This window comes from Actinomadura sp. 3N407, assembly GCF_052245875.1.
Taxonomy (GTDB): Bacteria; Actinomycetota; Actinomycetes; order Streptosporangiales; family Streptosporangiaceae; genus Spirillospora.
In genome coordinates this window covers 516,434-541,512 of the sequence record NZ_JBQQBP010000002.1, presented here as the reverse complement: position 1 = coordinate 541,512, position 25,079 = coordinate 516,434, and the positions used below count along the sequence as shown (strand labels likewise).

Here is a 25,079-nt window from a genome sequence, read left to right as displayed (position 1 = left end):
GGGGGTGCGACGGTGAGCGTGGCCGAGCTTGGACCGCACGAGCCGGAGTTCGAGCGCACTCCACCGCACGACATCTCCGCGGAACAGGGCGTCCTCGGCGGGATGCTGCTCTCCCCGGACGCCATCGCGGAGGTCGTCGAGCTCCTGCGCACCCCGGACTTCTACCGTCCCGCGCACCAGATCATCTACGACATCATCCTCGACCTCTACGGCCGCGGCGATCCCGCCGACGCCGTCACCGTCGCCGGCGAGCTCACCAAGAACGGCGAGATCGGCCGCATCGGCGGCGCCCCCTACCTGCACACCCTGATCTCCCTGGTGCCCACCGCGGCCAACGCCGGGTACTACGCCAAGATCGTCCACGAGCGTTCGATCCTGCGCCGCCTGGTCGAGACCGGCACCCGCATCGTCCAGATGGGTTACGCCGCCGACGGCGCCGACGCCGACGACGTCCTCGACCGCGCCCAGGCCGAGGTCTTCGCGATCGCCGAGAAGCGCGCCGGTGAGGACTACGTCCCCCTCAGCGAGATCATGCCGGGCGCACTGGACGAGATCGAGGCGATCGGCAGCCGCGGCGGCCAGATGGTCGGCTGCCCCACCGGCTTCGCCGACCTCGACGCCCTCACCAACGGCCTCCACCCCGGCCAGATGATCGTCGTGGCCGCGCGCCCCGCCATGGGGAAGGCGAATTGTCTGAAAACTCCCCTTCCGACCCCTTCGGGGTGGACCACGATGGGGGAGGTTTCCGTTGGCGACTACCTGATCGGGGCAGATGGCAAGCCGACCCGTGTCGTCGCCGCGACCGAGGTGATGTACGGCCGTCCCTGCTACGAGATCGAGTTCTCCGATGGCGAGGTGATCGTGGCCGACGCCCAGCACCAGTGGCGCACCACGACCCGCGCGAGCCGGCGCCGGCAGAGTGAGAGCAAGACGACCTGCCACTGGTCCGATGTAGCGATCGACCGAGTCCGGTGGGCGACGGCGGACGCCGACGAGCGGCCCCGTCGGCTCGTCTCCCATCGCCAGGCGGTGGCCGGGGTCGGATCGGAGTTCGGGCACGCGCTCTACACCGTCACCCGGCAACCGGGCCACCATGGCGAAGCCGACACGCGCGTCTCCAAGCGCCAGGTGCGCCATGAGCGCACGAGCCTCTACCGGGGGCTGCCGCAACGTGCGGCCCGCCCCATGAACTCCGCGACCATGGCAGCGCATCGGCCCGTCAAGACGACCGAAGAGATCGCTGCGACGCTGCGTTGCGACGGCGACGACCGTCCCAACCATGCGGTCGAGGTGGCCGCGCCGTTTCAACTCCCGACCGCAGAGTTGCCCATCGATCCCTACGTTCTGGGCGCATGGCTCGGCGGCGGGGACAGCCGGTCCGGATCCATCACCTGCTTCGACGAGGAGATTCTCGAACAGATCCAAGCGAGCGGACAGCCGGTCAGGCGGCGGATGACTCCGGGACGGTTCGGCCTGCCCGGTCTCACGCGAACTGTCAAAGACCTGGGTTTGGGGCAGAACAAACACATCCCGGCCGCCTACCTGCGTGCTTCGGAAGAGCAGCGGCGGGCGTTGCTGGCGGGGATGCTCGATACCGACGGGTATGTGTCGGAGACCGGGCAGGTACAGCTCGCGTTCGTCAACAAGCGGCTGGCCGAGGATGCCCATGAGCTGGTTCTGAGCCTTGGCTACCGGGCGAGTATGACGACGAAACCGGTGGAGGGACGCTCGGCCGAGACCTCGACGTTCTCCCGGATCGACTTCACGCCGGCCGAGACCGTGTTCCGGCTGCCCCGAAAGGCGGCTCGGCAGCGGAAGAACGTCAACCCGAAGGCGCGGGTGCGGTACATCGTGGACGTGCGGCCGGTCGAGAGCGTGCCGGTGCGGTGCGTCCAGGTCGACAACGACGACCACATGTATCTGGCGGGACGCTCGTGCATCCCGACGCACAACTCGACCCTCGCCCTCGACTTCGCCCGTGCCGCGTCCATCAAGCATGGCCTGACGTCGGCGTTCTTCAGCCTGGAGATGGGCCGTAACGAGATCACGATGCGGCTGCTGTCGGCGGAAGCGCGGGTGGCCCTGCATGCGATGCGGTCCGGCACGATGCAGGACGAGGACTGGACGCGGCTGGCCCGGCGGATGAGCGAGGTCGCCGAGGCTCCCCTGTTCATCGACGACTCGCCCAACATGTCGATGATGGAGATCCGGGCGAAGTGCCGGCGCCTCAAACAGCAGCATGATCTCCGGCTGGTCATCGTCGACTATCTGCAGCTGATGACTTCGGGGAAGCGTGTGGAGAGCCGCCAGGTCGAGGTGTCGGAGTTCTCCCGGTCACTGAAGCTCCTCGCGAAGGAGCTGGGCGTCCCGGTCATCGCGTTGTCGCAGCTCAACCGAGGCCCCGAGCAGCGGACGGACAAGAAGCCCATGGTGTCCGACCTTCGTGAATCGGGCTCCATAGAGCAGGATGCGGACATGGTGATCCTGCTGCATCGCGAGGACGCCTACGAGAAGGAGTCCCCGCGCGCCGGTGAGGCCGACCTGATCGTGGCCAAGCACCGCAACGGCCCGACCGCCACCGTCACCGTCGCGTTCCAGGGCCACTACAGCCGCTTCGTCGACATGGCCCAGTAAGCCCGCAGGGCACGTCTCGCAGAAGACTGGCGAATCCTCCCCGGCCGCCGATCACCGGCACTTCGCCTCGCCCCGGCCCGACCACCGGGTCTACACGAAGACGCGGCCGGCATCGTCGGCAAGCCCGGCCGGCGGCCCTGACCGCCTGGTACCGGCATCGCTCGACCAGTGCGCGCCGCGGCGGGGGATCGTCGCGGCGCGCACCGCGCGGTGAGCAGCGGCGGTCACGGTCGGCGGGGCGGGTCAGGGGGTCAGGACGGTCTTGCCGGCGGGCAGGCGTCCGGCGTCGGCATCGTTGTGGACGGCGGCCAGGTCGGTCAGGGGGCGCCGCTGGGCGACGTCGATCTTCAGGTCGCCGGCGTCGACGCGGGCGACCAGGTCGGCGAGCTGGGATGTGTCACCGCGTACGAACAGCTGCGCCGTCCGTACTCCGCGTCCGGGGTCTTCCGGGCCGGGGGGCACGGTGTTGACGAAGGCTCCGCCGTCGGCGACCAGGTCCACCAGTTGCGCGGACTCCTCGGGGCCGGTGGACACCAGGTTCAGCACCACGTCGAACCGCTGCCCGGCGACCGCCTGCGGGACGGGGGTGCCGGTGTAGTCGACGATGCGGTCGGCCCCGTGGGAGCGGATGCGGTCGGCGCTGCGCCCGCTCGCGGTCGCGGTCACGGTGGCGCCGGCCTGCTTTGCCAGCTGGACGGCGTAGCCGCCCACCGCGCCGCCCGCGCCGTTGATCAGGACGCTCTGCCCCGCCTTCAGATCGGCGTGCTCGAACAATGCCTGCCATGCCGTCAGGCTGGACGACGGCATGGCCGCCGCGTCGGCCAGTTCGACCCTTCGCGGGGCGGCGGCCAGCGTCCCGGCGGGGGCGACGACGTATTCGGCGGCCGCGCCCGACGCCTCGATCGGCAGGAACGCCACGACGGCGTCCCCGGCGTTCCAGCCGCCGACCCCCTCGCCGACGTCGGCGATGACGCCGGCGACGTCGAAGTTCGGGACGTGCGGGAAGGTGAGCGGGAACGCCTCTCGCAGGTAGCCGCCGCGGATCGCGGCGTCCACCGGGTTGAACGCGGTGCCGGCCACCTTCACCACCACCTGGCCCGCTTCCGCCGCCGGACGGTCGGCGTCCTCGTACACCAGGACGTCGCCGTCGCCGTAGGAGTGGTAACGCACTGCCTTCATGATCTCTCTCCTCACTCGGGTGCTTCGAAGTTGAAGCATGTTGGTCACCGTAACCTGCTTCGACTTCGAAGCAATACCGCTCGGGCGGGTGAGGCTCGTCACAATGCTTTGAGTTCGAAGCACGTACCATGACCCCATGAGCGCCACCCACCCCGACACGAGTCCCGACGACGGTGAGGCGCTCGATCCGCAGCAGCTCGGGGCCTACTTCGTGCTCATGGAGGCCGTCAGCCTGCTCCAGCACCAGGTCGAGCAGCAGCTACGCGCCGAAGGCGACCTCAGCTACGTGCAGTTCCAGCTCCTGGCCCGCCTCGCCGACGCGCAAGGCCCGCTGACCATGACGCAACTGGCCGACGGCGTCGTCTACAGCCGCAGCGGCCTGACCTACCAGGCCGGCCTGCTGGAGAAGGCCGGCCTCATCACCCGCGCCCCCGGCCGCGACGACGAGCGCGCCACGCTGGTCACCATCACCGACGACGGCATGGCCCTCTTCGGCCGCGTCCTGCCCGGCCACGTCCAGGGCGTCCGCCGCCTGCTGTTCGACCCCATGTCCGACGACAACCTGCACCACCTCGGCGACATCATGACCCGCGTGCGCGACCACATGCGCGCCCAGCCACCCCGCTCCGCGGCCCCCCGCAAACGCCGCACTCCTCCCGCGGCCCCGACCGCGCCGTAACCCGACCGGCCGCTCGCGGCGGAATTCGGGGTGGCTCCGCTGAACCGGCCGGCCGCACCCGCCCGTACGGGAGAGCGAGTGCCTCGGGGGCGGGACGTGCCGGTGTTCACGGGTGGCGGTTCGCGCGTTCCCGGGGCGAGCTGGGACGGGGACGAGCGGGCGACCCCGCCCACGGCGGGGGACGGTGGTGTGACATGCGGCTTCGGGAGCGTGGGCCTACGGCGCCGGGGGGCGGCGTCAGGGTGCTCATCGGGATGGGCAGCGGGCTGGTGTCGGGGCTGGCGGTCGGCGCGCTGATGGCCTCGCAGAACCTGCTGGCGTCCCATGGCGCGTACGGCTGGGCGATCTTCGCCTTGTACGCGGCGGTCGTCGGTGAACTGCTCGGCGTGTTCGTCGGGCGGCGGCCGTCCGGTCCCGCCGTGTCGGCGGCGGGCGGGCTGCTGCTCGGACTGCTCGGCTGGACGGTGTGGTGGCTGACCCTGAACCCGTGGGCCCGGGGCATCACCCCGACCTGGTCCGTCGAGGCGGCCACCGCCGTGTATCCGGAACTGGTCGGCTCGCTGCTCCAGGGGACGCTGGCCGGGATGCTGTTCCACGTCTCCGTCCGGCGGTTGCGCGGACGTCCGGCGAAACCGGAGAAGCCCGCGCCGCGCGTCGTCATCGTCGGGGGCGGCTTCGGCGGTGTCAGCGCCGCACGCCGGTTCGAGCGGCTGAACCTGCGGGGTCACCGCATCGACGTGACGCTGATCAGCGACTCCAACTACCTGCTGTTCACGCCGATGCTCGCCGAGGTGGCGTCCGGCGGGCTGGAGGAGCGGCACATCAGCTCACCGGTCCGCGCGGCCGCGTCCCACACGCGGTTCCGGCACGCGCGGGTCACCGGCGTCGACGTCGCGCGGCGGCGCGTCGTCCTTGAGGCGGGGAGCGAGGCCGTCGGATACGAGCATCTGGTGCTGGCGGTCGGGTCCGTCCCGTACTTCCCCGACCTGCCGGGCGTGGCGGAGCACGCGCTGACACTGAAGTCGCTGGCGGACGCGGTGCGGCTGCGCGACCGGGTGCTGGCGCTGCTGGAGCGCGCCGACCAGGAGGCCGATCCGGCGGAGCGGAGGCGTCTGCTGACCTTCGTCGTGGCGGGCGGCGGGTTCGCCGGGACGGAGTCGGTCGCCGAACTGTACGACCTCACTCACGACGTGCTCCATTTCTATCCCGCCATCGACCCGGACGAGCCGCGTTTCGTTCTCGTCCACGCGGATGAGCGCATCCTGCCCGAGCTGTCGGATCGTCTCGGCGACTACGCGCTGGAGAAGCTGCGGTCCCGCGGCGTCGAGTTCCGTCTCGGTGTTCGCGCGGCGGGCGCGACCGGCCGGTGTGTGAGGCTCGACAACGGCGAGGTGATCGAGACGGCCACCTTCGTGTGGACGGCGGGCAACCGGCCGAGCCCGATGCTGCGGACCCTTCCCGGTGAGAGCGGCCGCCGCGGCTCGGTCGTCGTGGACCGGGCGCTGCGCGCTCTCGACCTGGACCGGGTCTGGGCGATCGGTGACTGCGCCCGGATTCCCGCCGAGGACGGCACGCCCTACCCGCCGACCGCCCAGCATGCGTTGCGGGAGGGCAAGGCCGTCGCCGACAACATCGCCGCCGTCCTGAGGGGCCAGCGCCCCCACCCGTTCCGCTTCAAGACCATCGGGACCTTCGTCGCGCTCGGCCATCGAACCGCCGCGGGAGAGATCCGCGGCCGTCCCTTCTCCGGTTTGATCGCATGGCTGCTCTGGCGTGGCATCTACCTCGCCAAGCTGCCCGGCGTCGAGCGCCGTGTCCACGTCCTCCTCGACTGGGTCCTGGACGTGGCGTTCCCGCGCGACATCGTCGTCACCGGCCCACCCGCCGACGCTCCGGCGCCGCTGCCCGGACGGGGTGTGCGATGACGGCGGAGGCGGTCCGCGAACCGGCGTTCCCCGGGCGCGGCGCACCGGCCGGCGCGTTCGCCGGCGCGGCCGGGGGCCTGGTCTGGGGCGCGGCGATGCTGTCGCTCGGCACGCTCCCGGACGTCGCCGTGCTCGCCGGGTCAGGTGCCCCGTGGCTCGGCTTCGTCCTGAACATGGCGATCGCGATCGCGGTGGGCGCCGGGTTCGGGCTGCTCGCGATGCACCAGCGGATCCGGTCGAGCGAGCTGCTGTTCTGGGGCCTGGCCTACGGCGTGTTCTGGTGGTTCCTGGGGACCTTGACGTTGCTGCCGCTGCTGTCCGGTGCGCCGATGACCTGGAGCCTGGACGCCGCGCAGGCGGCCGTGCCGAGCCTGCTCGGCCACCTGTACTACGGCGCGGTCACCGCGGTCGGCTTCGCGCTCCTCCAGCGGGACGGCCGGTCCGTCGCGCGGGACCATCTCCGCCCGAGGACGCTCCTGCGCGGTCTCCTCGCCGCCGTGATCGTCGGCGGTCTCCTCGTCCTCGCCTTCGGTGTCGGCGCCGGCGCACGGCTCGGGTGGCTGCCGGCCGTGGCGGTCTGCATGGGGATCGGCTACCCGCTGCTGTTCACGGGGCGCGCGGAGGGCACCGGCCCGGCGATCGTCCGCGGCACCGCCTACGGCTTCCTGTGGTGGGTCGTCGCCGGCCTCACCCTCGCGCCGCTGCTGGACGACGGCAGTCTCGACTGGTCGCAGCCCGCCGTGGCGGACGCCGCGACCAGGCTGCCGCCGTACCTGCTGGCCGGCGCCGGGATCGCGGCGGTCTTCGGCTGGCTCGGCTCACTCGCCCGCGCCCTGTTCGTCGACGACGTGCGGCTCCGCGACCGCCCGATCGGGACGCGCGGCCTACGCGTCGTCGGCTACGGCGCGCTGTCCGGGCTCGTCGGCGGTGTCCTCTTCGGTTTCGTGTGGGGCGCCGTGGACGTGCTGGCCACCGTGGCGAAGCTCGCCGGCGCGGGCGGCGACGTGGCCGGGTGGATCGTCCACCTCCTCATCGCCCAGGGCATCGGCGTGTCGTACGCGCTGCTGTTCCGCGGACGCGGCTACGACCTGGTGTCCGGCGTCGGCTGGGGGCTCTCCTACGGGTTCTTCTGGTGGGTGTTCGGCGGCCTGACCCTGATGCCCGCGGTACTGGACGTCCCCCTGTGGTGGACGGCCCCGACGATCGCCGCGGACTTCGCGAGCCTCATCGGGCACCTCGCTTACGGCGGCGCGCTGGGCGCCGTCCACGCCTGGCTGGAGCACCGGGAGAACCCCTGGTGGCTGGCCCGCAGCGACCTGGAGGCCGCCCGCGCCACCGCCCGCCGCGAACAGGTCCTCGGCTCGGCGCCCGCCCTGTGGACGCTGACCGCCCTCATAGCGCTGACGATCCCGGTCATGGTGGCCGGCACATGATCACCCGCGCCCGGGACGACGTCCGACGTCGTTCCCGGGCGGGTGTTCATTCCGCGTGCAACTCGGTGTGCTTGTCGAAGCCGATGTAGAGGCGGGCCTCGGCGTTGGTGGCGAGGCGCGCCAGCGTCTCCAGCTCCCGTACCCGCAGCAGCACCGGGTGGTCGGTGTAGGCGGTGGCCCCGTCGGCGTGCAGCCGCAGGGCGGCGGCGTCCGCCTCGGCCTGCAGCCGCTGGGTGTCCGCGCGGCTCTCGGCCTTGATCCGCTCTGATTCGCGTCGGGCCTCCGCCGCGACGCGCTCGGTCTCGGCCCTCGACCGCGCCTCGATCCCCTCACGCTCCGCGTCGGTCCTGGCCTCGACGAGCTGCGCCTCACTGAGCCGCTCGGCGGCGAGCACCCGGTTCATGATCTCCTGGAGGTTGCCGGGGAACACCAGGTCCTTGACGTCGGCCCGCAGAATGGCGATTCCATATCCGGACGCGGCGTCCTGCACGTCACCGAGAATGTCCTCGCTGAGCTGGTTGCGATTGGTGAGAATCCCCTCCAGCGTCATGGACGCCAGGGAACGGCGAGCGGCCAGCTGCACATCGCTGTAGAGACGGTCCGTGTAGGACTCCACCTTTTCCAGCGCGGCGGCCGGGTCGACGACCCGGTACTGGGTGATGATGCTGACCCGCACCGCGACCTTGTCCGAGGTCAGGATCTCCTGACCCTTGAGAAGCAGTTCCCGCTCGCGCACGTCCACCAGCACGATCTCGACGACCGGGCTGTTCTTGCGGCGCCGCGAGGCGTCGGGGACCTCGTAGCGGCCCGCCTCCAGGACGTCGGTCAGCCGGCCGTCCTCGTAGCGGAGACCACGGTGGGTGGACTTGATGATGATGTCTCGCGTGTGGGCCATGACGATCTCCTGGGAAATACAAAGGAGCCGCCCCGTAACAGGCCCGATGTGAAGGACGAGTTTTCGGATGGGAAACCAGCTAACACAGGATGACTGTCCGAGTGCACGGCATCCGGAAGGCCACTCGCTCCTGAACCCGCCGGGGCGACCCGCACGAAACGATAACGCACCCATTGGCGGCCGGTCGCCCGAATTACCACCGGCGCAGTTCACACCGAGCGGGACTCCGGTCAACCCGGTCGCACGCTTCCGGAGGCCGCCCGCCCTAACATGCCTCGCTTAGGCACCCCGTCCCATGGATCCGGACCACCTGGCGGCCGGCGAGGTGATGGGCTCCCGGCCTTCGGATGATCGTCGCGGAATGGCGCTCGGCCGATGTCCGTGGTACGCCTAAGGGCCTTACAGGATCTGGGTCGCCCAATCGCCCCATAGAGGTACGCGATGTCACGCCTGCAGACGATGTCGAGGAATCCCCTGGTGACCGCGGGCGTGACGGCGGCGCTTTGCGGGGCCGTCGTGGCCGCTGTGGCCAACATTCCCGGTGAGGGTGTCAACGAATACCAGCGCACCGGGAGGCGTCCCGATGATCCGGAGGGCTGGCTGGCCGGGCTGGCCGCGGGGTTGACGCTGGCCTGCCTGGTGTGGGTCTGGATCGTCTGGGCCACCCGCTTGAGTCCACAGGGCGGGCGGTCTCGGGCGACCGGTCGCCAGACCCGCGTACGGGTCGTGGCGGGTTCGGTCATGGCGGCCGGATGCGTGGCCGCGTTCGTCATGGTGGTACTGCGGATGCCGACGCCGGGCCCGTCCGGTGGTGTGGATCTGAGCTTTCCGCTGATGATGCTGGCCTTGGCCTTGTCGGGTCTCGGCGCCTTGGCGACGGTGGTCGGCAGCGTGCGGCGGCTGGGGGCGGACCCCGTGGACCGGGCCGTCCCGCCGAACGGCCTGCGGTCGGCCGTCAGTGCCGGGTCGGTCGCCGCCGTGCCGCTGCTCACCGTGGCCGTGGCGGTCGGCCTGGCGCCATCGTGGGTGGTCGCGGTGAACACCGAGAAGGTGACGACGGACCGTCCGGCCCCGGCGGCCGGTCCCCCGGCGTTGACCGGCGCGGTGGCGTGGTCCACGCCGCCGTCCGGAAAGGGGACGTCCGGCTCCGCCCGCATCTCCGTGATCGGCACTGCCGGCGGCTTGGCGGTGCTGGACTCACGCGGTCTGCGGATGCTGGATCCGGCGAGCGGAGCGCAGCGGTGGACGTTCCACCGGTGGGACGCCCGGATCCTCGGCCCGCGGCACCGGCCCAACCGGATAGACACCGGCAGCGCGGCGGTCAGTCCGGACAGGCGGTTGCTCGCGATGACGGTTTTCGTCGACGCGCCGCGGACGCTGTTCATCGACGGGTTGCGCGCCAGCACCCGCGTATGGGTCTTCGACACGGTATCCGGCCGGCTGAAGGCGGATTTCGCGGTGCCGGACACCGTGAGCGTCGTCGGGGTCGGCGAGGGCCGAGTAACGGTCAACATGCCGTCGGCACGGGAGGGACCCGACTCCACCGGACGCGGTGCGCTGGGCATGCTCACCTTCGATGGCGAGACGGCGTGGCGGTTCGCCCTGGACGAGGGATGCCGGCCCACCGAAATCGTCCCGGTCGGTGACGACGTACTGACAGTCATTTCCTGCCTGAGCGAAAGAGAGCACGTCGACCCCCGTCATCGGCTGGTGCGAGTCGACGGCGGCACCGGCCGACCGCACTGGTCATGGCAGGTCAGGCGGGATGGCGCCGAGCCCGGTGATGTGGAGCGCTTCGAGCAGGTGTCGATGGGGGTCACCGATGGAATGGCGGTTGTCGACGCTCGCAAGATCTACCGGCGGGAAGTCGGCGAGGCCGATGAGACGACGGTGTCGCACAATCTGGCCGGGATCCGGGTCACCGACGGCCGGCCGGTGTGGTGGCAGCCGGGCGGACGCGGCAGCCGAGTGAGGTCGGACGATCCGGGTGAGCGCGGGCCGTTGCACGCCGTGGCCGGCACGGCGGTCTTCGCTGAGAACCGCCGCACCGGGACGGGCGATGAAACACGCTACTCGACGGCCCTGCGCGCCTTCGACGTTCAGACCGGTAAGAAGTCCTGGTCTCGCGACGTCCCCGGCATCGAGGTCCGCGACCTGAACGATTCTCCCGGTCCGGGAGCGCTTCTCCGAGACGGCCGACTGTTCGTCGCGTACCGCGAGTCGACCGCCGCGCGCCGGTTCAAGGGCTGTGCGATGGCCGCCTGGGACATCACTACCGGCGAACGGCAGGGCCCGTTCCGGCCGACCACCGTTCCAGACAAGGAGTGGTGCCTTACCCGGCCCCTAGACGTGGTGGAAATCCCTGGGGGTGTGGCGGTGCACCCAAGAGGAAGCACGGAGGGAATCTTCGTCCTCGACTAGAGGTGGCGCTGCCGCAGATGCCGGTGCCGGGCATGGTGGCCGGTGCCCGATCAGCCGACCTTCGTGTAGATCAGGTCGAAGTCGTGCTCCCAGGTGGCGTTGTCCAGGGACTTCTCCCAGGCGGCCCGGATGGTGCGCCCGTCGTCGCTGAGCGTCCCGGTGAAGCGCTGGTCGAAGCCCGGCGCGTTCCGCCACATCTTCCAGACGCCGCCCTCAAAGGTCATCTGATACACACGGGACACGCCGCGCGAGTCGTAGTAGAGGACGGTGTAGACGTCGGACGAGTCGTCCCCGCTGACAAACTGCGTGGAGTTCGGCGCCGGATCCGGCGGCTCGGACCGGATACGCACGAAGGCCCGCCCCTCAAGCCACTCGATGCTCACCGGTGCGGACCCCTCCCCGAACTGGGGCACCTCGACTCTCCACTCACCGATCAGCGGCTCAAGCGACTCCAACACCGGATTCGGCGGCAGTGACGCCATGACTGTCCTCCCCGCTCGTCGTTTCCCGCGTCAGGGCCCAGCCCAGTGGGACGCGCCCCCGAATCGTCGCCTCCCGAACGACGCACGCGGAACCAGATGCCATCAGAACATGTCGAGCCAGGTCAGCGCTTCAGCGCCGCCACAAGGGCCGCGAACTCTGGGCGGCCCATGACCAGCTTCGGCCCGTCCGGGTCCTTGGAGTCTCGGACGCCGATGCCTCCGGAGAGCCGGGCGAGTTCCACGCAATGCCCTCCGTCCCCACCGGAGTAGCTGGACTTCCGCCACGTCGGCCGAGATGTCATGTCTTCAATCGCTCCTCTGCCGTCTGTGTTATCAGCGCTTCAGCGCCGCCACAAGGGCTGCGAATTCGTCGGCGTCCATGACCAGCTTGGGGCCGTGCGGATCCTTGCTGTCGCGGACACCGATGCCTCCGTTGAGGTCGGCCAGTTCAACGCATTCGTCTCCCTGTGAACTGCTGTAGCTGCTCTTTCGCCACGTGAGGCGGGGGGTCATGGCTTCCATACTTCCTCCGCGATCTCCCTGATCAGCACCGCCGACAGTTCGGCCGGAAGCGCGTAGGTGGAAATGTCCGCGAACCGCTCGTCCAGCCGTTCGATGTCGGACAGCCCATCCAAGATCCTTCCGTGCGGTTCGGAGACAGTGTAAGCGGCCCGCAAGTTGCCGGGCAGTGTCGCGAGAGTGAACGGTCCCGAGTTGCCCGGATGTGGGGCACCGTCCGGAATCACTTGAACGGACAGGCGCGGAGACACCGCATCGGCGAGTCGGTGAAGCTGTTCATACATCACCTCGGCAGTGCCGACCCGTGCGCGCAGGACCCGTTCCGGCAGGATGTAGATCAGCCTCGGCGGGGGCGGTTCGTCCCTGATGAGGATGGCCTGCCGGTCGATGCGGCCCTGCACCGCTTGCTGGTCGCCGTACAGGAGGACCTCGGCATAGCTCGGCGTCTGCAACAGGCCGTGGATCACGAGCGGCTGGTAGGAACGCAGGGTCTCGGCCTTGGCCTCGTACTCGGGCCATCGGGCGAAGTGTTCGGGGAACACGGCTGTGCGGCCGTCGAAGAGGCCGTCGTGGAGGTGGGCGAGGGCGTCTCGGGTGTCGAGTACCTGGTCGCACTGCTCGGCGAACACCCGGTCGCAGCTTGACTCGCCTCGCTCGATCTCCCCGATGGTGGACGCGGCGTACGGGATCTGGTCCGCGAGTTGGGCGAGGGACAACCCCGTCATCTGCCGGTACCGGCGCACCTCGGATCCGAACAGGTCCAGGGGTCCGCGCGAGGGGGTCAGGCGCTTGGGACGTTGCGGCATGTCGTCTCCTCCGAACGGTGATGACCGCACGATGAACGGTGGCGAACGCAGAGTCGCCGTGATGCCCGCGACCATGTGTTCTGTGCCTCGTCGGCATCCTTTCGTGCGGGACGCTCCGTTACAGCCCAATCACGGAATGTTCCGGAGGTGATCTGAAGTGGCCGCTCTGACATGTGTGCCCGAGACCCCGACACTCGTTCTCGATCCCACTGAGGAGGCCCCGCGTATGGCGCGGCGGTTTCTCGCCGAGCGGTTCGCCGAGTGGGGGATCCCGGACGACTACGTGGGGCGGCTCGTCGTCTGCGAGCTGGTCACCAACGCCTATCGGCACGGGGAGGGGCCGATCGTCGTGCGAGTGTTCCACGACGAGCGCGACGGCCTCGTGGTCGTGGAGGTGTGGGACGGCGGCGAGGGGAGGCCGATGATCCAGCCGGACAACTACGCCGCGACGTCCGGCCGGGGGCTGGCGATGATGGCGGAGCTGGTGCGGGCGTGGGGCGTCCGTCCCCTCAACGAGGGAGGGAAGGTCACGTGGGCCAAGCTTCGCTGACCCGCCACCGGCGGCCGGAGACGAACGGACCCGTCACGCTCCTGCTCCTCCAGTACCTCTTCCCCGGCTGGACGATCACGCGGGACGAGCGCGGGATCTGGCGGGCGGGCGGCCGCATCGCGATCTCGGCATCGGACGTTGGCGGCCTGCTCGGCCTACTGGCCGTCGCCGACCCCGATGCCGCGCGCCGAGCCGTGTCACTGCTGAGGGAGAAGAAATGATCGGGGTGGACGCCGCCTCGTGGCCGCGTCACCGCCAGGGGTGGTCACGAGGTCTCCGGAGTCGGGTCCGTCCTGGTCGATGAACCGTCCTACCGGAGACCTCACGACTTCCCCGTCACCGGCGCTTGGCGGTGAACGTCAGGTGAGTGACGCCGCTGGGTGTGGAGACCGCCTCGATGTCGTACGCCTCCTCCAGGGACTCCAGGCCGTCCCAGAGCCGGACGCCGCGGCCGAGCAGGATCGGGACCTGAACCACGTGCATGTGATCGACCAGACCCTCGGCGAGGAAGTCGCGTACCACCGTGGGCCCGCCGCCCAGGCGCACGTCCTGGCCACCGGCTGCTTCGCGGGCCGTGTCGAGCGCCTCGGCGGGTGGGGCGTCCAGGAAGTGGAACGTGGTGCCGCCCTCCATCTCGATCGAGGGCCGCGGCCGGTGGGTGAGCACGAAGACCGGCGTGTGGAACGGCGGATTGGCGCCCCACGCGCCCTTGTAGTCGGGGTCGTCCTGCCAGCCGGGCGGGCCGAACTTGCCGGCGCCCATGATCTCGGCGCCGATGCCGGAACCGTGCATCGCGGCGAACGCGTGGTCGGCGCCGGCACTGCCGCCCCGGGTACCGCCCATCTCGTACCAGAACCGGGTGGTGAACATCCACTCGTGCAGGCGTTCGCCGGCGTGACCGAACGGGGCGTTCGGGGCCTGCCCGGCGCCGGTGGCGAAGCCATCAAGCGAAATTGCGAAGTTGTGAACGCGAACGTCGGACATCGGAGTGCTCCTTCGGGTCCATCGGCACCACCGTCCGGTGCCGTCACGAGAAGGTCGGAGCCGACCCGGCCGTCTCGACATCTCCTCGTCGTGGTTTTTGGTCATCTCGCTCACCACATCGGCGTCCAGGTGGCACATACCCCGGCACACCCAGGGCCACCTGTCCTGCACGGGGGAGAGGAGCCACGGGGAGCAGCTCACGCTGTCCGGCTTTCGCAATAACGCGCCTCGTTCAGGTGCCGCACCCGCGCGTTGCATCAAGGCGCAGATGTCTACGACCTCGGAGCAGTCCATGCTCAGCCGGGGTCGCGGTCATCGGCGACAGTGGGTGTCGGTCAGCGAACTGAGCCAACCGGAATCACGGCTCGGAGCTCCTGAGCTGCGGCCGACCCCAGCCCGGGGCCCATGTGCCACATCCCGCCAGGTCACACCTCACATGGTCAGTGGGATGTAGTCGTCGTCCTGTGGCGAGAAGATCAGGAAACGGGCGGCGGGTCGTGAGCGAGCCCAGGCCAGTACTTCTTTCTCGGTTCCCTGATAGTCCTCGACGCCGGCAACGGCCCCGTCCTGGCGGGGAGCGGGATAGTGCTCCTGCCAGGAAGCGGCCCATGTTCCGTCGATGTACTTCTGCACGAATACGGTGCCGTGGCCCGGGGTGGGCTTCCCGACCGGGACGGCCTGCGGGATGCTGGCCCGCATGCCGTCCCGGTCGGGAAGGTAGTCGCGGTAGGGCCCGGATCCCCGGCTCATCTCCGCAGGATCGCGACGCACTCGATGACCGTCAAGGAATCAGGCGGGCCTGTAGGCGGCTTCGACGCTCAGGCCGCCGCGATCGCTTCGATCTCCAGCAGCCAGGCTTCGTCGTAGATGCCCGTGATGATGATGGTCAGAGCGGGACTGTGATCGCCGAGTACTTCGTGGCGGATCCGGGCGTTGGCCTCCCGGTAACGCCGGTCGGACAGGAAGACGGTGACCTTCACTAGATTGCGCACGGTCATATCAGCCGCTTCCACCACAGATAGCACGTTGCGCCAGGCCAGCCGGCACTGATCTTCGAAGTCATCCGGGATGTGACCGTTGTCGTCCTCCGGGACCTGGCCGCTGATGAACACCAGCCTCGCGGCGTCGGTGACCAAGGCGCCCTGCCCGTAGGACCGTGGCTGAGGACCCAGCGTGGTGATCTGCACGGCAAGCATGATAAGCGGTCCCCCACGGGCGAACAGGCCTCCACACCGCCGCTACCACAAAACGGAATGCTCGATACGTAACGGTGAATTCACGAAACGGGCAGAACCGGTTGTTCCCGGGTGAGGTCGAACGCCGGGGTCGGTTCCTTTGTCAGAACGACCCCGGTCGGTGCGGCCGCCAGGCGGCGGCCAAGGCGGCGATCAGCGTCGTCTTCCCGGCCGGCTTGGGGCCTTCGAAAGGCGATGAGTCGGCCGCTGACCATCGTCCCGATCCGCCTCCCGATCACGTTTGTGGTCGACCGCAGGTTCATCCAGGCCCGAGTTGCCACGCCCTCCGGCCCGCGGTTCCGTTCCGGGCAGTAGTCCTGCCGTTAGTGGGCGGGGCGTTCGAAGATCAGCTCCCGGCCGTCTTCCTCGTCCCATTGTTCGCCGACCTCGGTGAAGCCGTGGCCCGCGATGGTGGCCAGTGATGCGGCGTTGTCGGGGCTGATCGAGGCGCGGACGGTCTTGACGGACGGTTCGGACGCGGCGCGGGCGAGCAGGGCGGTGAGCATCGCGCGGGCGTGGCCCCGGCGGCGGTGGGCGGGGTCGACGGAGTAGGCGATCTCCACCGTTCCCTCTGGGGTCGGTGCGCTGTGGAAGCCGGCGTGGCCGACGACGATGCCGTCCGGTTCCGCGACGGCGGCGCGCACGATCCAGGGCGCGTGCTCCGGGTCGCGGGTCAGTTGGGCGAGCCGGAATCGCCAGAGGGATTTCGCCTCGTCGGTGACGAAGTAGTCGGTGAGGGTGACTCCGGCCGCCGTGCTCGCGGCGGCCAGGTCGTCGTGCAGCAGGGCGGTCATCGCGGGGGTGGGGAGTTCCACGAATCTGATCACGGGCGGCTCTTCGCGTGGTGGTCGATGATCCGGGTCAGCAGGCCGGTGAGCTGGTCGCGTTCGGACGGGGTGAGCGGTGCGAGGAGGTCGTCCTGGATCCGGTCCACCACCTCCTGCAGTTCGTTGAGGTGGCGGGCGCCGTCCGGGGTGAGGGTGACGATGTTGCGGCGCCGGTCGGACGGGTCGGGGGAGCGTTCGATCAGGTTCTTCGCGGCGAGTTCGTTCAGGGCGGCGACGACGTCGCTGCGGTCGATGCCGGTGTGGCGGCCGAGGGTGGCCTGGCTGGACGGGCCGCACTCATCGAGGGCGGCGAGCAACCGGTAGTGGTAGCCGCGGGCGCCGGCGGCGGCGAAACCGTCGCTGACCAGGCGGTGGCTGTGTGCGGAGGCCAGGTTGATCAGCCAGCTCGGGGCGTGCCGGAGGCGTGCGGGGGTCCGGGTGTCGGCCGTCATCATGCGGATCAGTCTACGGGGTTGTTGGGTCGGCCAACGATCGGATAATGTTGGGAACACCAACGTTGGCATAATCAATGAAATGGGGGATCATGGACGATCGTCAGGAGCTGACCGAGCTGGTCGGCCGGCTGGGGCTGTGGCTGGACGAGAAGCAGTTCGACGAGGGGCGCGCCGTCTTCACCGAGGACGCGGAGGTCCACACTCCGGGCGGGGTCGCGGAGGGCGTCGACGCCCTTGCCGCGCAGGCGCGCCGCCACCACACGGTGCCGACCCAGCACTTCATCACCAACCCGCTGATCGATGTGGACGGCGACCGGGCCACGATCGGGGCGAACCTTCTCGTCGTCTTCGCACACGAGGGCGGGCCTCGTCTGCTGGGCGAGCGTTATGAGCTGGAAGCCGCCCGCACCGAGGCCGGCTGGCGGATCTCGCGGGTGCAGGCCCGTCCGATCTGGGAGGTCACGAATGCCTGACATCACGCCGTTCCGGCTGGACGTCCCGCAGGCCGATCTCGACGATCTAGCCGAGCGGCTCGACCGCACGCGGTGGCCGGACGAGCTTCCCGGCATCGGATGGGATCACGGCATCCCGCTCGGCCGGGTGAAGGACCTGGCCGAGCGCTGGCGGACGAAGTACGACTGGCGGGCGCAGGAGGCGAAGCTCAACGCGTTGCCGCAGTTCACGACGGAGATCGACGGGGCGAACATCCATTTCGTCCATGTGCGGTCACCGGAGCCGGACGCGCTGCCGCTGATCATCACGCACGGGTGGCCCAGTTCGGTCGCCGACTTCCTGGACGTGATCGGGCCGCTCACCGACCCTCGGGCGCATGGCGGTGATCCGGCGGACGCGTTCCACGTCGTGATCCCGTCGCTGCCGGGGTTCACGCTGTCCGGGGCGACACGCGAGGCCGGGTGGGACGTGAACCGCATCGCGCGTGCGTGGGCCGAGTTGATGAGCCGGTTGGGTTACGCGCGGTACGGCGCGCAGGGCGGTGACTGGGGGTGGCCGATCTCGAACGCGCTCGGTGCCGTGGCCGAGGAGCGGGTCGTCGGTGTCCATCTCAACTATCTGGGATCGCCGCCGGGCGATGTCTCCGAGTTGTCCGGGGATGACGAGGACAGGCTGGAACGGCAGAAGGCCTACCTGGCCAGTCCGGCCGGGTACTGGCAGATGCAGTCGACGCGTCCGCAGACCGTCGCGTACGGGCTGACGGACTCCCCCGTCGGTCAGCTCGCCTGGATCGCGGACAAGGTCACAGAGTGGACCGACCCGGCGAGCGGTATCGACGATGACCGGTTGCTCACAACGGTGATGCTCTACTGGCTCACCGGGACGGCTGGGTCCTCGTCAAGGCTCCATAGGGAGAACGCCGCGCGGGGCGGTCCGCCCGCTCCGTGTCCGGCTCCGCTTGGCGTGGCGGTGTTCGCGCGCGATCTCGTCCGGCCGGTGAGGCGTCTCGTAGAGCACGTCTACGACGTCGTCCACTGGACGGAGTTCGACCGTGGCGGGCACTTCCCGGCCGTCGAAGCACCTGATCTGCTCACTGGCGACGTTAGGGCGTTCTTCCGCCTCGTCAGGGGGCGGTGAGTTCGTCGGAGAGGGTGCGGAGGCGTGCGCGGGCGTCGGTGTCGTATGCCTGGGCGTCCGCGCGGGCCTCCTCAAGGCCGTTGTAGAAGCGTCCGGACACGTCGTCCAAGGCGGGGTCGGTGACGAGCCGGTGCGTCGCGCGGACGCCTTCTTCGAGGGTGCTGATCGGCGAGGAGACCATCTTGGTCGGCATGTAGGTGGCCGGGTGCAGGGCGTTCGCGGTGACGTCCGTCCCGGCCAGCTCGTCGGCGAGGTCGATGGTGAACAGGATCTGGGCGAGCTTGCTCTGGCAGTACGCCCGCGTCGCGCCGTAACCGCGGTTGATCATGACGTCGTCGAAGTCGAGGGCCTGCTGGCCGATGCTGCTGACGTTCACGATGCGCGCGGGCGCCGAGGAGACGAGGGTGGGCAGCAGGAGCCGGGTGAGCAGATATCCGGACAGGTAGTTCACCTGGAAGGTCAGCTCGTGACCGTCGGCGCTCTCCCGCCGCGACCCGGGGCCGCCGATGCCGGCGTTGTTGACCAGCACGTCCAGGTGCGGATGGTCGGCGCGGACGGCGTCGGCGAGCGCGCGTGTCTCGGCGAGGGACGACAGGTCGGCCCGGTACCAGGACGCACGGCCGCCGAGGTCCCGCACGACCGCCTTGCCGCGCTGGTCGTCGCGTCCGTGGACGAGGATGGTCGCGCCTTCGGCGGCGAGCTGCGCGGCCAGGGCGCGACCGAGCCCGTCGGTCGCGCCGGTGATGAGGATGGTCTGCTGATCGATGGGGCGCATGTTCCCATCGTGCTCGACGCGCGCGCAGAGTAACCGGGGGTGGCTACGGCCGTTCGAGGAAGTCCCGCACGAGCTGGTCATGGGCCGGTCGGGGCGACCTCCTCGTAGTTGACGGCGTAGACGATCAGCACGATCGCGGCCAGTGTGAGGACGGCGTGGGCCACCACCCACCAGCGGCTGATCCCGTTCATGGCCGCGGCGACCACCAGCGGGACGGCGGGCAGGCAGCACGCCACGAGGGTGAGCAGGCCGGAGGCCAAGCCGGTCGGGTTGGCATTGCTGCCGTCCATCGTCGGCACCATCACGAAGCCCTGTGCGATGAGGAGCGCGACCAGCAGCGACATGGCGGTGTGCAACGTCAGGAGGGTCGCCTTGACGGCCGTCTTCACCGGGTCCTCCCGGGGATGCCGGTGTTCGGGCGGGCGGGGTGCGGGGGATGGCGGCGCATGCCCGTTCGACGCGCGCGACCGCCCTGTAGATCAGTTTTCTGCGAGAACGTCGCGGCGTGGCCGGACACGCGTCACGGGCCCGGGGTCCGCCCATCGAAGCCGCGTTTGAGTCGCCAGAGGGTGGTCGTTTCGGCGGCGCGGGCCGTGTGGAGGGGGTCGTCGGGGTCGGCGGCGCGGGGGTGGGTCGGCTTGGTATCGAGCCTGCCGGCGACTTCCAGGCCGGACGACTCGAACATCGCGAGGAGGTCGTCGCGGGTGCGGAGGCCCAGGTGCTCCGCCAGGTCGGACATGATCAGCCAGCCTTCACCGTCCGGCTCCAGGTGCTCGGTGAGGCCGTCGAGGAAGCCGCGGAGCATCCGGCTTCCCGGGTCGTAGACGGCGTGTTCGAGGGGCGAGCTGGGTTTGGCCGGTACCCAGGGCGGGTTGCAGACGACGAGGGCGGCCCGTCCCTCCGGGAAGAGATCGGCCTGGACGACGTCGACCTGCTTCGCCACGTCCAGCCGGTTGAGGTTCTCCTGGGCGCACGCAAGCGCGCGCGGGTCATGGTCTGTTGCGACGATGCGTTCGATGCCGCGACGGGCCAGGACGGCCGCAAGGACACCTGTCCCGGTTCCGATGTCGAAGGCCGAAGTCGTTGACGGCAGAGGCGCTTGGCCGACCAGGTCTACGTACTCCCCTCTGACAGGCGAGAAGACGCCGTAGTGCGGGTGAATCCGGTCGCCGCCGAGCGCAGGGATCGGGACGCCCTTCATACGCCATTCGTGTGCGCCGATCAGCCCGAGCAGTTCGCGCAAGGACGTCACGTATGGCTGGTCGTCCGGTCCGTAGACCTCGGTGCAGACGGCCTGCACGTCCGGTGCACGACGTAGCGGAATCACGTGTCCGGGGTCGAACGGTATGAGCAGCATGCCCAGCGTCCGCGCGCGTTGGGCGCGTGCCTGGCGGTGAAGATGGAACGCTTGTACCTGGGACGGTTCAGCCCTGCGCCTACGTCGCCGCGGAGGACGGTCGATCCGGCGCGCCATCGCTTGGAGCAGTTGCCGCGCGTTCTGGAAGTCGCCACGCCACAGCAGCGCGGTGCCCTCGCAGGCGAGCCGGTAGGCGTCGTCCGCCCGCGTCTCATCGTCGGCGGTCACGACGCGGCGGGGTGGCGGGGACCCGGTCTCCGACCGCCGGCGGGCGCGCTGCGCCCGGCCGTCCTCATGCCAGGCGATCTCGTCCACAGGAGGTACGGTAGCCCGCCCGCGCCACGGGTGGGATGATCAGCCCATGCGACTACCAGGGGCTTTGCGTGTGCTGAACGAGGGCCTCGCCTTCCTGCTGGAGATCGCGGCCGTCGTCGCCCTCGCCTGGTGGGGGTTCACGACCGGCGGCAACGTGCTCGTCGACATCGTCCTCGGCGTCGGTGCGCCGGTCGCGGCGATGGTCCTGTGGGGGATGTTCGCCGCGCCCAAGGCGAGGTTCAAGGTCGCCTTGCCGTTCGTCATGCTGGTGAAGGCCGCGGTCTTCGGTGCCGGCGCGCTGGCCTTCCACGGCGTCGGGCATCCCGCGCTCGCGATCACGTTCGCCGTGGTCGCCCTGGTCAACACCGTCCTGCTGACCATGGACCGCGAAGCCCGCCTGCGTGCCGTCGCCGAATGAGCCAGTACTTCCGGAACGGCGACGACGTCCTGTGGACCGCCTCGTGGAGATCAGCCGCCGGAACGGGTCGGCGATGCCCCGCTAGCCAGGTCGGCGCTGGAGAGGTGGGTGGACGTCTCGGCCAGCCTCCGGAGCGCCTTCTCCGAGGGGGAACCCGGTTCGGCGGCGGCTCCCCGTCGGACGGCTGGGTGCACCACAGGACGTCGCACGAATCATCGCCTACCTGCTGTCCCCGCTGGCCGTCCAGGTCACGGGGGCGGAGTGGACGGTGGACGGCGGTGCGCTCCGCCAAATCCGACCGCACCGTGGCGGCGTGCCGGGCGCGGGACGTCCGGCACGCCGCCCGGCAGCGCCCTTCAGGCCGGCACCTTGTCGAGGAAGCCGTGGACGCGGTCGAAGCGGCCGTCGTCGGCGAAGACCGCCACGTCGAAGCCGACCACGATCGCCTCGCCGTCCTCGGGGCCGAGCTCCCAGGTGAAGCGGGCCACGTTGTGGTGGGCGTCCACGGTGCCCGCGGGGCGGAAGACCATGCCGGGGAACTGCTGATGCACCGCGCCGACGAACGCGTCGATCGCGTCCCGCCCCTCGGCCACGCCGAGCGGGTCGACGTACACCGGCTGCTCCGTCCACAGTTCGTCGATCGCGGCGCGGCGCGCGGCCGGGTCGGTCTCGTTCCAGGTGGCCAGGTACCGTGCGACCCGCTGCTGAACGTCGCTCATTTCATGACTCCCGTCTGATCGGCCGGGTTCGTCCCGGTGGTCCCCACGCTGCCAACACCGCGCCCGAAGATCGATTACCTGGGAGGTCATGCCCGGTGCGCGGACCGCCCGTACGGCTCCTCGGGGACGGCGTGCGCGACGACGAGCTTGATCAGCAAAGCGACGGGCAACCAGGCGAAGCCCTCGGGATGGGAGACCGACGGCGCGATCATCACCCCGCCGAGGACGGCGAACAGCCCGGCCGGACGGGCCAGGTAGAGCGGCGCGCGGGCGACGAGGACGACACCGATCAAAGCCCACGCGTACCACAGCGGCCCCCACCACCACGGCCCGCCGAACACCGCGCCGACCACGATCGGCTGGACGTGGCACGCCGCGAACCCGACCTCGTCGTGCATGAGCCGGTTCAGGCGCGTCGGCGGCAGCGGCAGCGGCCCATGGTAGAAGCGCTTGACGGCGTTCAGCCCATTGGCGACGACCCCACCGGCGATGTCGTACGCCACGACTGCGCCGATCAGGTACTTCCACCAAGGCCACGGCAGATCCCGGGCGATCCAGAGCAGAACGGCCACGCCGAACGCCCCCGCCAGATAGGCGAGACCCCGCTCGCCGGCCGTGGCGCCACTGCCGAAGAACCAGCTCGGCTTCGCGGACGTGGTTTCCCAGTCGGTCCGGCCGCTGTTCACGGTGCCGGCTTCGTTCTGCGTAGGCCGTCGCCATAGATGGTCATCGCCTCGTCCGCCCACCTGGTCATGCCTTCGGCCGACAAGGGGTCGGAATCCAGTACGTCGGTCAGCCGCTCCCGCAACAGGAACAAGGCCAGGTCGTTGACCAACAGGAACGCCGCGCGGACGGCCGGATCGTCTCCCGGGTCCGCCTCCCCTGCGGCGACCATGGCGTCCAACTGTGCCCTGCTCACCTCGAACAGGCGCCGGAACAGGCGCCGGCCCGGCTCGCCGTCGCCGAGCAGGAGCCGCCGCAGATACGCCGGTACAGGGGAGCCGGGCGGCAGGTGCCGAAGCACCGCCTTGGCCAGTGACCCGGGGTCCGCGTCCGCGGCGGCCTCGCCGGTCAGTTCGCCGAGCATCCCGTCGAACATCTGCAGGACGTGCTGGTCGACGCTCTCGCGCAGCACGTCCTTCGAGCCGAAATGGTGCATGACCAGGGCCGCCGAGACGCCCGCGGCCTCGGCGACCTGCCGCACCGTCACCGCGTCCGGGCCGCGCAGCGCGAAAAGCCGCAGCGCCTCGTCGCGGATGACGGCCCGGGTCGTCCGGTCATCGATCATTGAACACATGTTCAGCATACTAAACAATTGTTCAGCGCTGGCGCAAATGCGGCGCGAGGATGATGTCGGAATTTCGCTAGTGGAACTACGTGACCATCGGTGATGCTGGGGGACATGCACGAAGACGCGGAAAGATGCGTGCGGGCCGTCCAGGCGAAGGACGCCCGTTTCGACGGATGGTTCTTCACCGGGGTCGTCACCACAGGCATCTACTGCCGCCCGAGCTGCCCGGTCGTCCCGCCCAAGCCCGGCAACATGCGCTTCTACCCCAGCGCCGCCGCGGCGCAACAGGCCGGTTTCCGTGCCTGCAAGCGCTGCCGCCCCGACACCAGCCCCGGGTCACCGGAATGGAACCACCGCGCGGACGTCGTCGCCCGCGCGATGCGGCTCATCGCCGATGGCGTGGTCGACCGTGAGGGCGTTCCCGGGCTCGCAGGACGGCTCGGCTACAGCACACGTCAGATCGAACGTCAGCTCAACGCCGAACTGGGCGCCGGCCCACTCGCCCTGGCGCGGGCCCAGCGTGCACAGACGGCGCGCCTCCTCATCGAAACGACATCCCTCCCCATGGGCGATGTCGCGTTCGCGGCGGGCTTCGCCAGCATCCGCGCCTTCAACGACACCGTCCGCGAGGTGTTCGCGCTTACCCCGAGTGCGCTGCGCGACCGTGTCGCCAAGGGCCACCCGCCCGCCGGCTCGGGGGCGCTGTCACTCCGGCTGCCGTTCCGGGTGCCGCTCTGCCCCGACAACCTGTTCGGCCACCTCACCGCCACCGCCGTCCCCGGCGTCGAGGAATGGCGGGACGGCGCGTTCCGCCGAGCGATGCGCCTGCCCCACGGGCACGGCATCGCCACGCTGCGGCCCCGGCCCGACCATGTCGCCTGCACGCTCACCCTCAGCGACCTGCGCGACCTCGCCATCGCGATCAGCCGCTGCCGCTGGATGCTCGACCTCGACGCCGACCCCGTCGCCGTGGACGACCTGCTCCGCACCGACCCCGTCCTCGCCCCGCTGGTCGACAAGTCGCCCGGGCGACGCGTCCCCCGCACCGTGGACGCGCCCGAGTTCGCCGTCCGCGCCGTACTGGGGCAGCAAGTGTCGACGGCCGCGGCCCGAACCCATGCGGGACGGCTCGTCACCGCCTACGGCGACCCCATAGACGACCCAGGCGGGGGACTGACCCACCTCTTCCCGACCCCGTCCGCCCTGGCGGAACTCGACCCGGAGGCCCTCGCGTTCCCGAAGACCCGCCGCACCACACTCATGACCCTCGTCGACGCGCTCGCCAGTGGCGAGATCGACCTAGGCGTGGGGAGTGACTGGGAAGCGGCCCGCGCGCGCTTGTCCGCCGTACCCGGTTTCGGTCCCTGGACCACCGAGACGATCGCGATGCGCGCCCTCGGAGACCCCGACGCGTTCATCCCCGGCGACCTGGGAATCCGCGCCGCCGCCAAGTCGCTCGACCTCCCCTCGACGCCTGCGGCCCTTATCCGACGCGCCGCCCAGTGGCGTCCATGGCGTGCCTACGCCGTTCAGTACCTGTGGGCCACGGGCGACCACCCCATCAACCTGCTCCCCGCATCCTGACCAAGA

Annotated in this window: 28 protein-coding genes; 11 read left to right on the top strand and 17 right to left on the bottom strand. The window is 70.1% G+C overall.

Annotated elements, in window-relative coordinates:
- The first annotated feature begins 12 nt into the window (after positions 1 to 12).
- Entirely contained in the window at positions 13 to 2,634 is a 2,622-nt protein-coding gene (gene dnaB / locus ACTWPP_RS06660) for a replicative DNA helicase (protein WP_443103188.1), read from the top strand.
- Between the two features lie 243 nt (positions 2,635 to 2,877).
- On the opposite strand, the gene ACTWPP_RS06655 is transcribed toward dnaB, so the two are convergent.
- On the bottom strand, positions 2,878 to 3,813 hold the full coding sequence (locus ACTWPP_RS06655; RefSeq protein ID WP_443103187.1) for an NADP-dependent oxidoreductase: 936 nt from the start codon (positions 3,811 to 3,813) through the stop codon (positions 2,878 to 2,880).
- Between the two features lie 136 nt (positions 3,814 to 3,949).
- On the opposite strand from ACTWPP_RS06655, the gene ACTWPP_RS06650 reads away from it, so the two are divergent.
- The 3 genes from ACTWPP_RS06650 (at position 3,950) to ACTWPP_RS06640 (ending at position 7,850) form a co-directional block, all read left to right on the top strand.
- Positions 3,950 to 4,492 carry a MarR family winged helix-turn-helix transcriptional regulator gene (locus tag ACTWPP_RS06650; protein WP_443103186.1) on the top strand — a complete coding sequence of 181 codons (543 nt, stop codon included), beginning with the start codon at positions 3,950 to 3,952 and terminating at the stop codon, positions 4,490 to 4,492.
- A 254-nt stretch (positions 4,493 to 4,746) separates the two neighbouring features.
- Positions 4,747 to 6,417, top strand: a complete 1,671-nt coding sequence (locus ACTWPP_RS06645; protein ID WP_443103185.1) for an NAD(P)/FAD-dependent oxidoreductase — start codon at positions 4,747 to 4,749, stop codon at positions 6,415 to 6,417.
- A complete protein-coding gene (locus ACTWPP_RS06640) occupies positions 6,414 to 7,850 on the top strand; it encodes a hypothetical protein (protein WP_443103184.1) in 1,437 nt (478 codons plus the stop codon). Before ACTWPP_RS06645 ends, ACTWPP_RS06640 begins: the two co-directional genes overlap by 4 nt.
- A gap of 46 nt (positions 7,851 to 7,896) precedes the next feature.
- Here ACTWPP_RS06640 and ACTWPP_RS06635 read toward each other — a convergent pair whose 3' ends face one another.
- Positions 7,897 to 8,745 (bottom strand): SPFH domain-containing protein, encoded by an 849-nt coding sequence (locus ACTWPP_RS06635; RefSeq protein WP_443103183.1) that lies wholly within the window; start codon positions 8,743 to 8,745, stop codon positions 7,897 to 7,899.
- A gap of 441 nt (positions 8,746 to 9,186) precedes the next feature.
- On the opposite strand from ACTWPP_RS06635, the gene ACTWPP_RS06630 reads away from it, so the two are divergent.
- Positions 9,187 to 11,166, top strand: a complete 1,980-nt coding sequence (locus ACTWPP_RS06630; RefSeq protein WP_443103182.1) for a hypothetical protein — start codon at positions 9,187 to 9,189, stop codon at positions 11,164 to 11,166.
- 50 nt (positions 11,167 to 11,216) lie between these two features.
- On the opposite strand, the gene ACTWPP_RS06625 is transcribed toward ACTWPP_RS06630, so the two are convergent.
- From ACTWPP_RS06625 to ACTWPP_RS06610, 4 genes are all read right to left on the bottom strand, one after another.
- On the bottom strand, positions 11,217 to 11,648 hold the full coding sequence (locus ACTWPP_RS06625; RefSeq protein WP_443103181.1) for a hypothetical protein: 432 nt from the start codon (positions 11,646 to 11,648) through the stop codon (positions 11,217 to 11,219).
- A gap of 122 nt (positions 11,649 to 11,770) precedes the next feature.
- Complete coding sequence (locus ACTWPP_RS06620; protein ID WP_443103180.1) at positions 11,771 to 11,950, bottom strand: DUF397 domain-containing protein; 180 nt, start codon at positions 11,948 to 11,950, stop codon at positions 11,771 to 11,773.
- 31 nt (positions 11,951 to 11,981) lie between these two features.
- Complete coding sequence (locus ACTWPP_RS06615; RefSeq protein ID WP_443103179.1) at positions 11,982 to 12,170, bottom strand: DUF397 domain-containing protein; 189 nt, start codon at positions 12,168 to 12,170, stop codon at positions 11,982 to 11,984.
- A complete protein-coding gene (locus ACTWPP_RS06610; RefSeq protein ID WP_443103178.1) occupies positions 12,158 to 12,973 on the bottom strand; it encodes a helix-turn-helix domain-containing protein in 816 nt (271 codons plus the stop codon). The genes ACTWPP_RS06615 and ACTWPP_RS06610 overlap by 13 nt, the downstream gene beginning before the upstream one ends.
- Before the next feature lie 226 nt (positions 12,974 to 13,199).
- On the opposite strand from ACTWPP_RS06610, the gene ACTWPP_RS06605 reads away from it, so the two are divergent.
- On the top strand, positions 13,200 to 13,523 hold the full coding sequence (locus ACTWPP_RS06605) for an ATP-binding protein (protein WP_443103177.1): 324 nt from the start codon (positions 13,200 to 13,202) through the stop codon (positions 13,521 to 13,523).
- Positions 13,505 to 13,744, top strand: coding sequence for a hypothetical protein (locus ACTWPP_RS06600; RefSeq protein ID WP_443103176.1), 240 nt, complete (start codon positions 13,505 to 13,507; stop codon positions 13,742 to 13,744). The genes ACTWPP_RS06605 and ACTWPP_RS06600 overlap by 19 nt, the downstream gene beginning before the upstream one ends.
- A gap of 115 nt (positions 13,745 to 13,859) precedes the next feature.
- Here the strand turns inward: ACTWPP_RS06600 and ACTWPP_RS06595 are convergent, their stop codons facing one another.
- From ACTWPP_RS06595 to ACTWPP_RS06575, 5 genes are all read right to left on the bottom strand, one after another.
- Complete coding sequence (locus ACTWPP_RS06595; protein ID WP_443103175.1) at positions 13,860 to 14,507, bottom strand: dihydrofolate reductase family protein; 648 nt, start codon at positions 14,505 to 14,507, stop codon at positions 13,860 to 13,862.
- A gap of 432 nt (positions 14,508 to 14,939) precedes the next feature.
- Positions 14,940 to 15,257 (bottom strand): hypothetical protein, encoded by a 318-nt coding sequence (locus ACTWPP_RS06590; protein WP_443103174.1) that lies wholly within the window; start codon positions 15,255 to 15,257, stop codon positions 14,940 to 14,942.
- Between the two features lie 68 nt (positions 15,258 to 15,325).
- Complete coding sequence (locus tag ACTWPP_RS06585; RefSeq protein ID WP_443103173.1) at positions 15,326 to 15,703, bottom strand: RidA family protein; 378 nt, start codon at positions 15,701 to 15,703, stop codon at positions 15,326 to 15,328.
- 362 nt (positions 15,704 to 16,065) lie between these two features.
- Positions 16,066 to 16,569 carry a GNAT family N-acetyltransferase gene (locus ACTWPP_RS06580; protein WP_443103172.1) on the bottom strand — a complete coding sequence of 168 codons (504 nt, stop codon included), beginning with the start codon at positions 16,567 to 16,569 and terminating at the stop codon, positions 16,066 to 16,068.
- Positions 16,566 to 17,024: a MarR family winged helix-turn-helix transcriptional regulator gene (locus ACTWPP_RS06575; protein ID WP_443103171.1), complete on the bottom strand. Its 459-nt coding sequence runs from the start codon at positions 17,022 to 17,024 to the stop codon at positions 16,566 to 16,568. The genes ACTWPP_RS06580 and ACTWPP_RS06575 overlap by 4 nt, the downstream gene beginning before the upstream one ends.
- An 89-nt stretch (positions 17,025 to 17,113) precedes the next feature.
- On the opposite strand from ACTWPP_RS06575, the gene ACTWPP_RS06570 reads away from it, so the two are divergent.
- Entirely contained in the window at positions 17,114 to 17,497 is a 384-nt protein-coding gene (locus ACTWPP_RS06570; protein ID WP_443103170.1) for a nuclear transport factor 2 family protein, read from the top strand.
- A complete protein-coding gene (locus ACTWPP_RS06565; RefSeq protein WP_443103169.1) occupies positions 17,490 to 18,614 on the top strand; it encodes an epoxide hydrolase family protein in 1,125 nt (374 codons plus the stop codon). The genes ACTWPP_RS06570 and ACTWPP_RS06565 overlap by 8 nt, the downstream gene beginning before the upstream one ends.
- Here ACTWPP_RS06565 and ACTWPP_RS06560 read toward each other — a convergent pair.
- The 3 genes from ACTWPP_RS06560 to ACTWPP_RS06550 all read right to left on the bottom strand — a co-directional run bounded on the left by ACTWPP_RS06560 (position 18,601) and on the right by ACTWPP_RS06550 (position 21,061).
- Complete coding sequence (locus ACTWPP_RS06560) at positions 18,601 to 19,389, bottom strand: SDR family NAD(P)-dependent oxidoreductase (protein ID WP_443103168.1); 789 nt, start codon at positions 19,387 to 19,389, stop codon at positions 18,601 to 18,603. The two genes, ACTWPP_RS06565 and ACTWPP_RS06560, sit on opposite strands and share 14 nt — an antisense overlap.
- Positions 19,390 to 19,466: 77 nt before the next feature.
- On the bottom strand, positions 19,467 to 19,778 hold the full coding sequence (locus tag ACTWPP_RS06555; RefSeq protein WP_443103167.1) for a hypothetical protein: 312 nt from the start codon (positions 19,776 to 19,778) through the stop codon (positions 19,467 to 19,469).
- A 131-nt stretch (positions 19,779 to 19,909) separates the two neighbouring features.
- A complete protein-coding gene (locus ACTWPP_RS06550; RefSeq protein ID WP_443103166.1) occupies positions 19,910 to 21,061 on the bottom strand; it encodes a methyltransferase in 1,152 nt (383 codons plus the stop codon).
- A 46-nt stretch (positions 21,062 to 21,107) separates the two neighbouring features.
- Here ACTWPP_RS06550 and ACTWPP_RS06545 point away from each other — a divergent pair, with 46 nt between their 5' ends.
- Complete coding sequence (locus ACTWPP_RS06545) at positions 21,108 to 21,479, top strand: YrdB family protein (RefSeq protein ID WP_443103165.1); 372 nt, start codon at positions 21,108 to 21,110, stop codon at positions 21,477 to 21,479.
- Between the two features lie 356 nt (positions 21,480 to 21,835).
- Here the strand turns inward: ACTWPP_RS06545 and ACTWPP_RS06540 are convergent, their stop codons facing one another.
- The 3 genes from ACTWPP_RS06540 to ACTWPP_RS06530 all read right to left on the bottom strand — a co-directional run bounded on the left by ACTWPP_RS06540 (position 21,836) and on the right by ACTWPP_RS06530 (position 23,486).
- The gene (locus ACTWPP_RS06540; RefSeq protein ID WP_443103164.1) at positions 21,836 to 22,198 is read right to left on the bottom strand and encodes a nuclear transport factor 2 family protein; all 363 of its coding nucleotides are present in this window, start codon (positions 22,196 to 22,198) and stop codon (positions 21,836 to 21,838) included.
- 86 nt (positions 22,199 to 22,284) lie between these two features.
- A complete protein-coding gene (locus tag ACTWPP_RS06535; RefSeq protein WP_443103163.1) occupies positions 22,285 to 22,884 on the bottom strand; it encodes a hypothetical protein in 600 nt (199 codons plus the stop codon).
- Entirely contained in the window at positions 22,881 to 23,486 is a 606-nt protein-coding gene (locus ACTWPP_RS06530; protein WP_443103162.1) for a TetR/AcrR family transcriptional regulator, read from the bottom strand. The genes ACTWPP_RS06535 and ACTWPP_RS06530 overlap by 4 nt, the downstream gene beginning before the upstream one ends.
- A 114-nt stretch (positions 23,487 to 23,600) precedes the next feature.
- Here ACTWPP_RS06530 and ACTWPP_RS06525 point away from each other — a divergent pair, with 114 nt between their 5' ends.
- Positions 23,601 to 25,073, top strand: a complete 1,473-nt coding sequence (locus ACTWPP_RS06525) for an AlkA N-terminal domain-containing protein (protein ID WP_443103160.1) — start codon at positions 23,601 to 23,603, stop codon at positions 25,071 to 25,073.
- Positions 25,074 to 25,079: the final 6 nt, after the last annotated feature.

Bases quoted from the DNA above. Each gene is read 5' to 3' on its own strand.
- ACTWPP_RS06620 (WP_443103180.1), bottom strand. From the start codon at position 11,950: ATGACATCTCGGCCGACGTGGCGGAAGTCCAGCTACTCCGGTGGGGAC.
- ACTWPP_RS06645 (WP_443103185.1), top strand. From the start codon at position 4,747: ATGGGCAGCGGGCTGGTGTCGGGGCTGGCGGTCGGCGCGCTGATGGCC.
- ACTWPP_RS06540 (WP_443103164.1), bottom strand. From the start codon at position 22,198: ATGAGCGACGTTCAGCAGCGGGTCGCACGGTACCTGGCCACCTGGAAC.
- ACTWPP_RS06610 (WP_443103178.1), bottom strand. From the start codon at position 12,973: ATGCCGCAACGTCCCAAGCGCCTGACCCCCTCGCGCGGACCCCTGGAC.
- ACTWPP_RS06545 (WP_443103165.1), top strand. From the start codon at position 21,108: ATGCGACTACCAGGGGCTTTGCGTGTGCTGAACGAGGGCCTCGCCTTC.
- ACTWPP_RS06605 (WP_443103177.1), top strand. From the start codon at position 13,200: ATGGCGCGGCGGTTTCTCGCCGAGCGGTTCGCCGAGTGGGGGATCCCG.
- ACTWPP_RS06635 (WP_443103183.1), bottom strand. From the start codon at position 8,745: ATGGCCCACACGCGAGACATCATCATCAAGTCCACCCACCGTGGTCTC.
- ACTWPP_RS06530 (WP_443103162.1), bottom strand. From the start codon at position 23,486: ATGATCGATGACCGGACGACCCGGGCCGTCATCCGCGACGAGGCGCTG.
- ACTWPP_RS06630 (WP_443103182.1), top strand. From the start codon at position 9,187: ATGTCACGCCTGCAGACGATGTCGAGGAATCCCCTGGTGACCGCGGGC.
- ACTWPP_RS06650 (WP_443103186.1), top strand. From the start codon at position 3,950: ATGAGCGCCACCCACCCCGACACGAGTCCCGACGACGGTGAGGCGCTC.
- ACTWPP_RS06570 (WP_443103170.1), top strand. From the start codon at position 17,114: ATGGACGATCGTCAGGAGCTGACCGAGCTGGTCGGCCGGCTGGGGCTG.
- ACTWPP_RS06625 (WP_443103181.1), bottom strand. From the start codon at position 11,648: ATGGCGTCACTGCCGCCGAATCCGGTGTTGGAGTCGCTTGAGCCGCTG.
- ACTWPP_RS06590 (WP_443103174.1), bottom strand. From the start codon at position 15,257: ATGAGCCGGGGATCCGGGCCCTACCGCGACTACCTTCCCGACCGGGAC.
- ACTWPP_RS06595 (WP_443103175.1), bottom strand. From the start codon at position 14,507: ATGTCCGACGTTCGCGTTCACAACTTCGCAATTTCGCTTGATGGCTTC.
- ACTWPP_RS06585 (WP_443103173.1), bottom strand. From the start codon at position 15,703: ATGCTTGCCGTGCAGATCACCACGCTGGGTCCTCAGCCACGGTCCTAC.
- ACTWPP_RS06525 (WP_443103160.1), top strand. From the start codon at position 23,601: ATGCACGAAGACGCGGAAAGATGCGTGCGGGCCGTCCAGGCGAAGGAC.
- ACTWPP_RS06575 (WP_443103171.1), bottom strand. From the start codon at position 17,024: ATGATGACGGCCGACACCCGGACCCCCGCACGCCTCCGGCACGCCCCG.
- ACTWPP_RS06640 (WP_443103184.1), top strand. From the start codon at position 6,414: ATGACGGCGGAGGCGGTCCGCGAACCGGCGTTCCCCGGGCGCGGCGCA.
- ACTWPP_RS06565 (WP_443103169.1), top strand. From the start codon at position 17,490: ATGCCTGACATCACGCCGTTCCGGCTGGACGTCCCGCAGGCCGATCTC.
- ACTWPP_RS06560 (WP_443103168.1), bottom strand. From the start codon at position 19,389: ATGCGCCCCATCGATCAGCAGACCATCCTCATCACCGGCGCGACCGAC.
- ACTWPP_RS06615 (WP_443103179.1), bottom strand. From the start codon at position 12,170: ATGGAAGCCATGACCCCCCGCCTCACGTGGCGAAAGAGCAGCTACAGC.
- ACTWPP_RS06655 (WP_443103187.1), bottom strand. From the start codon at position 3,813: ATGAAGGCAGTGCGTTACCACTCCTACGGCGACGGCGACGTCCTGGTG.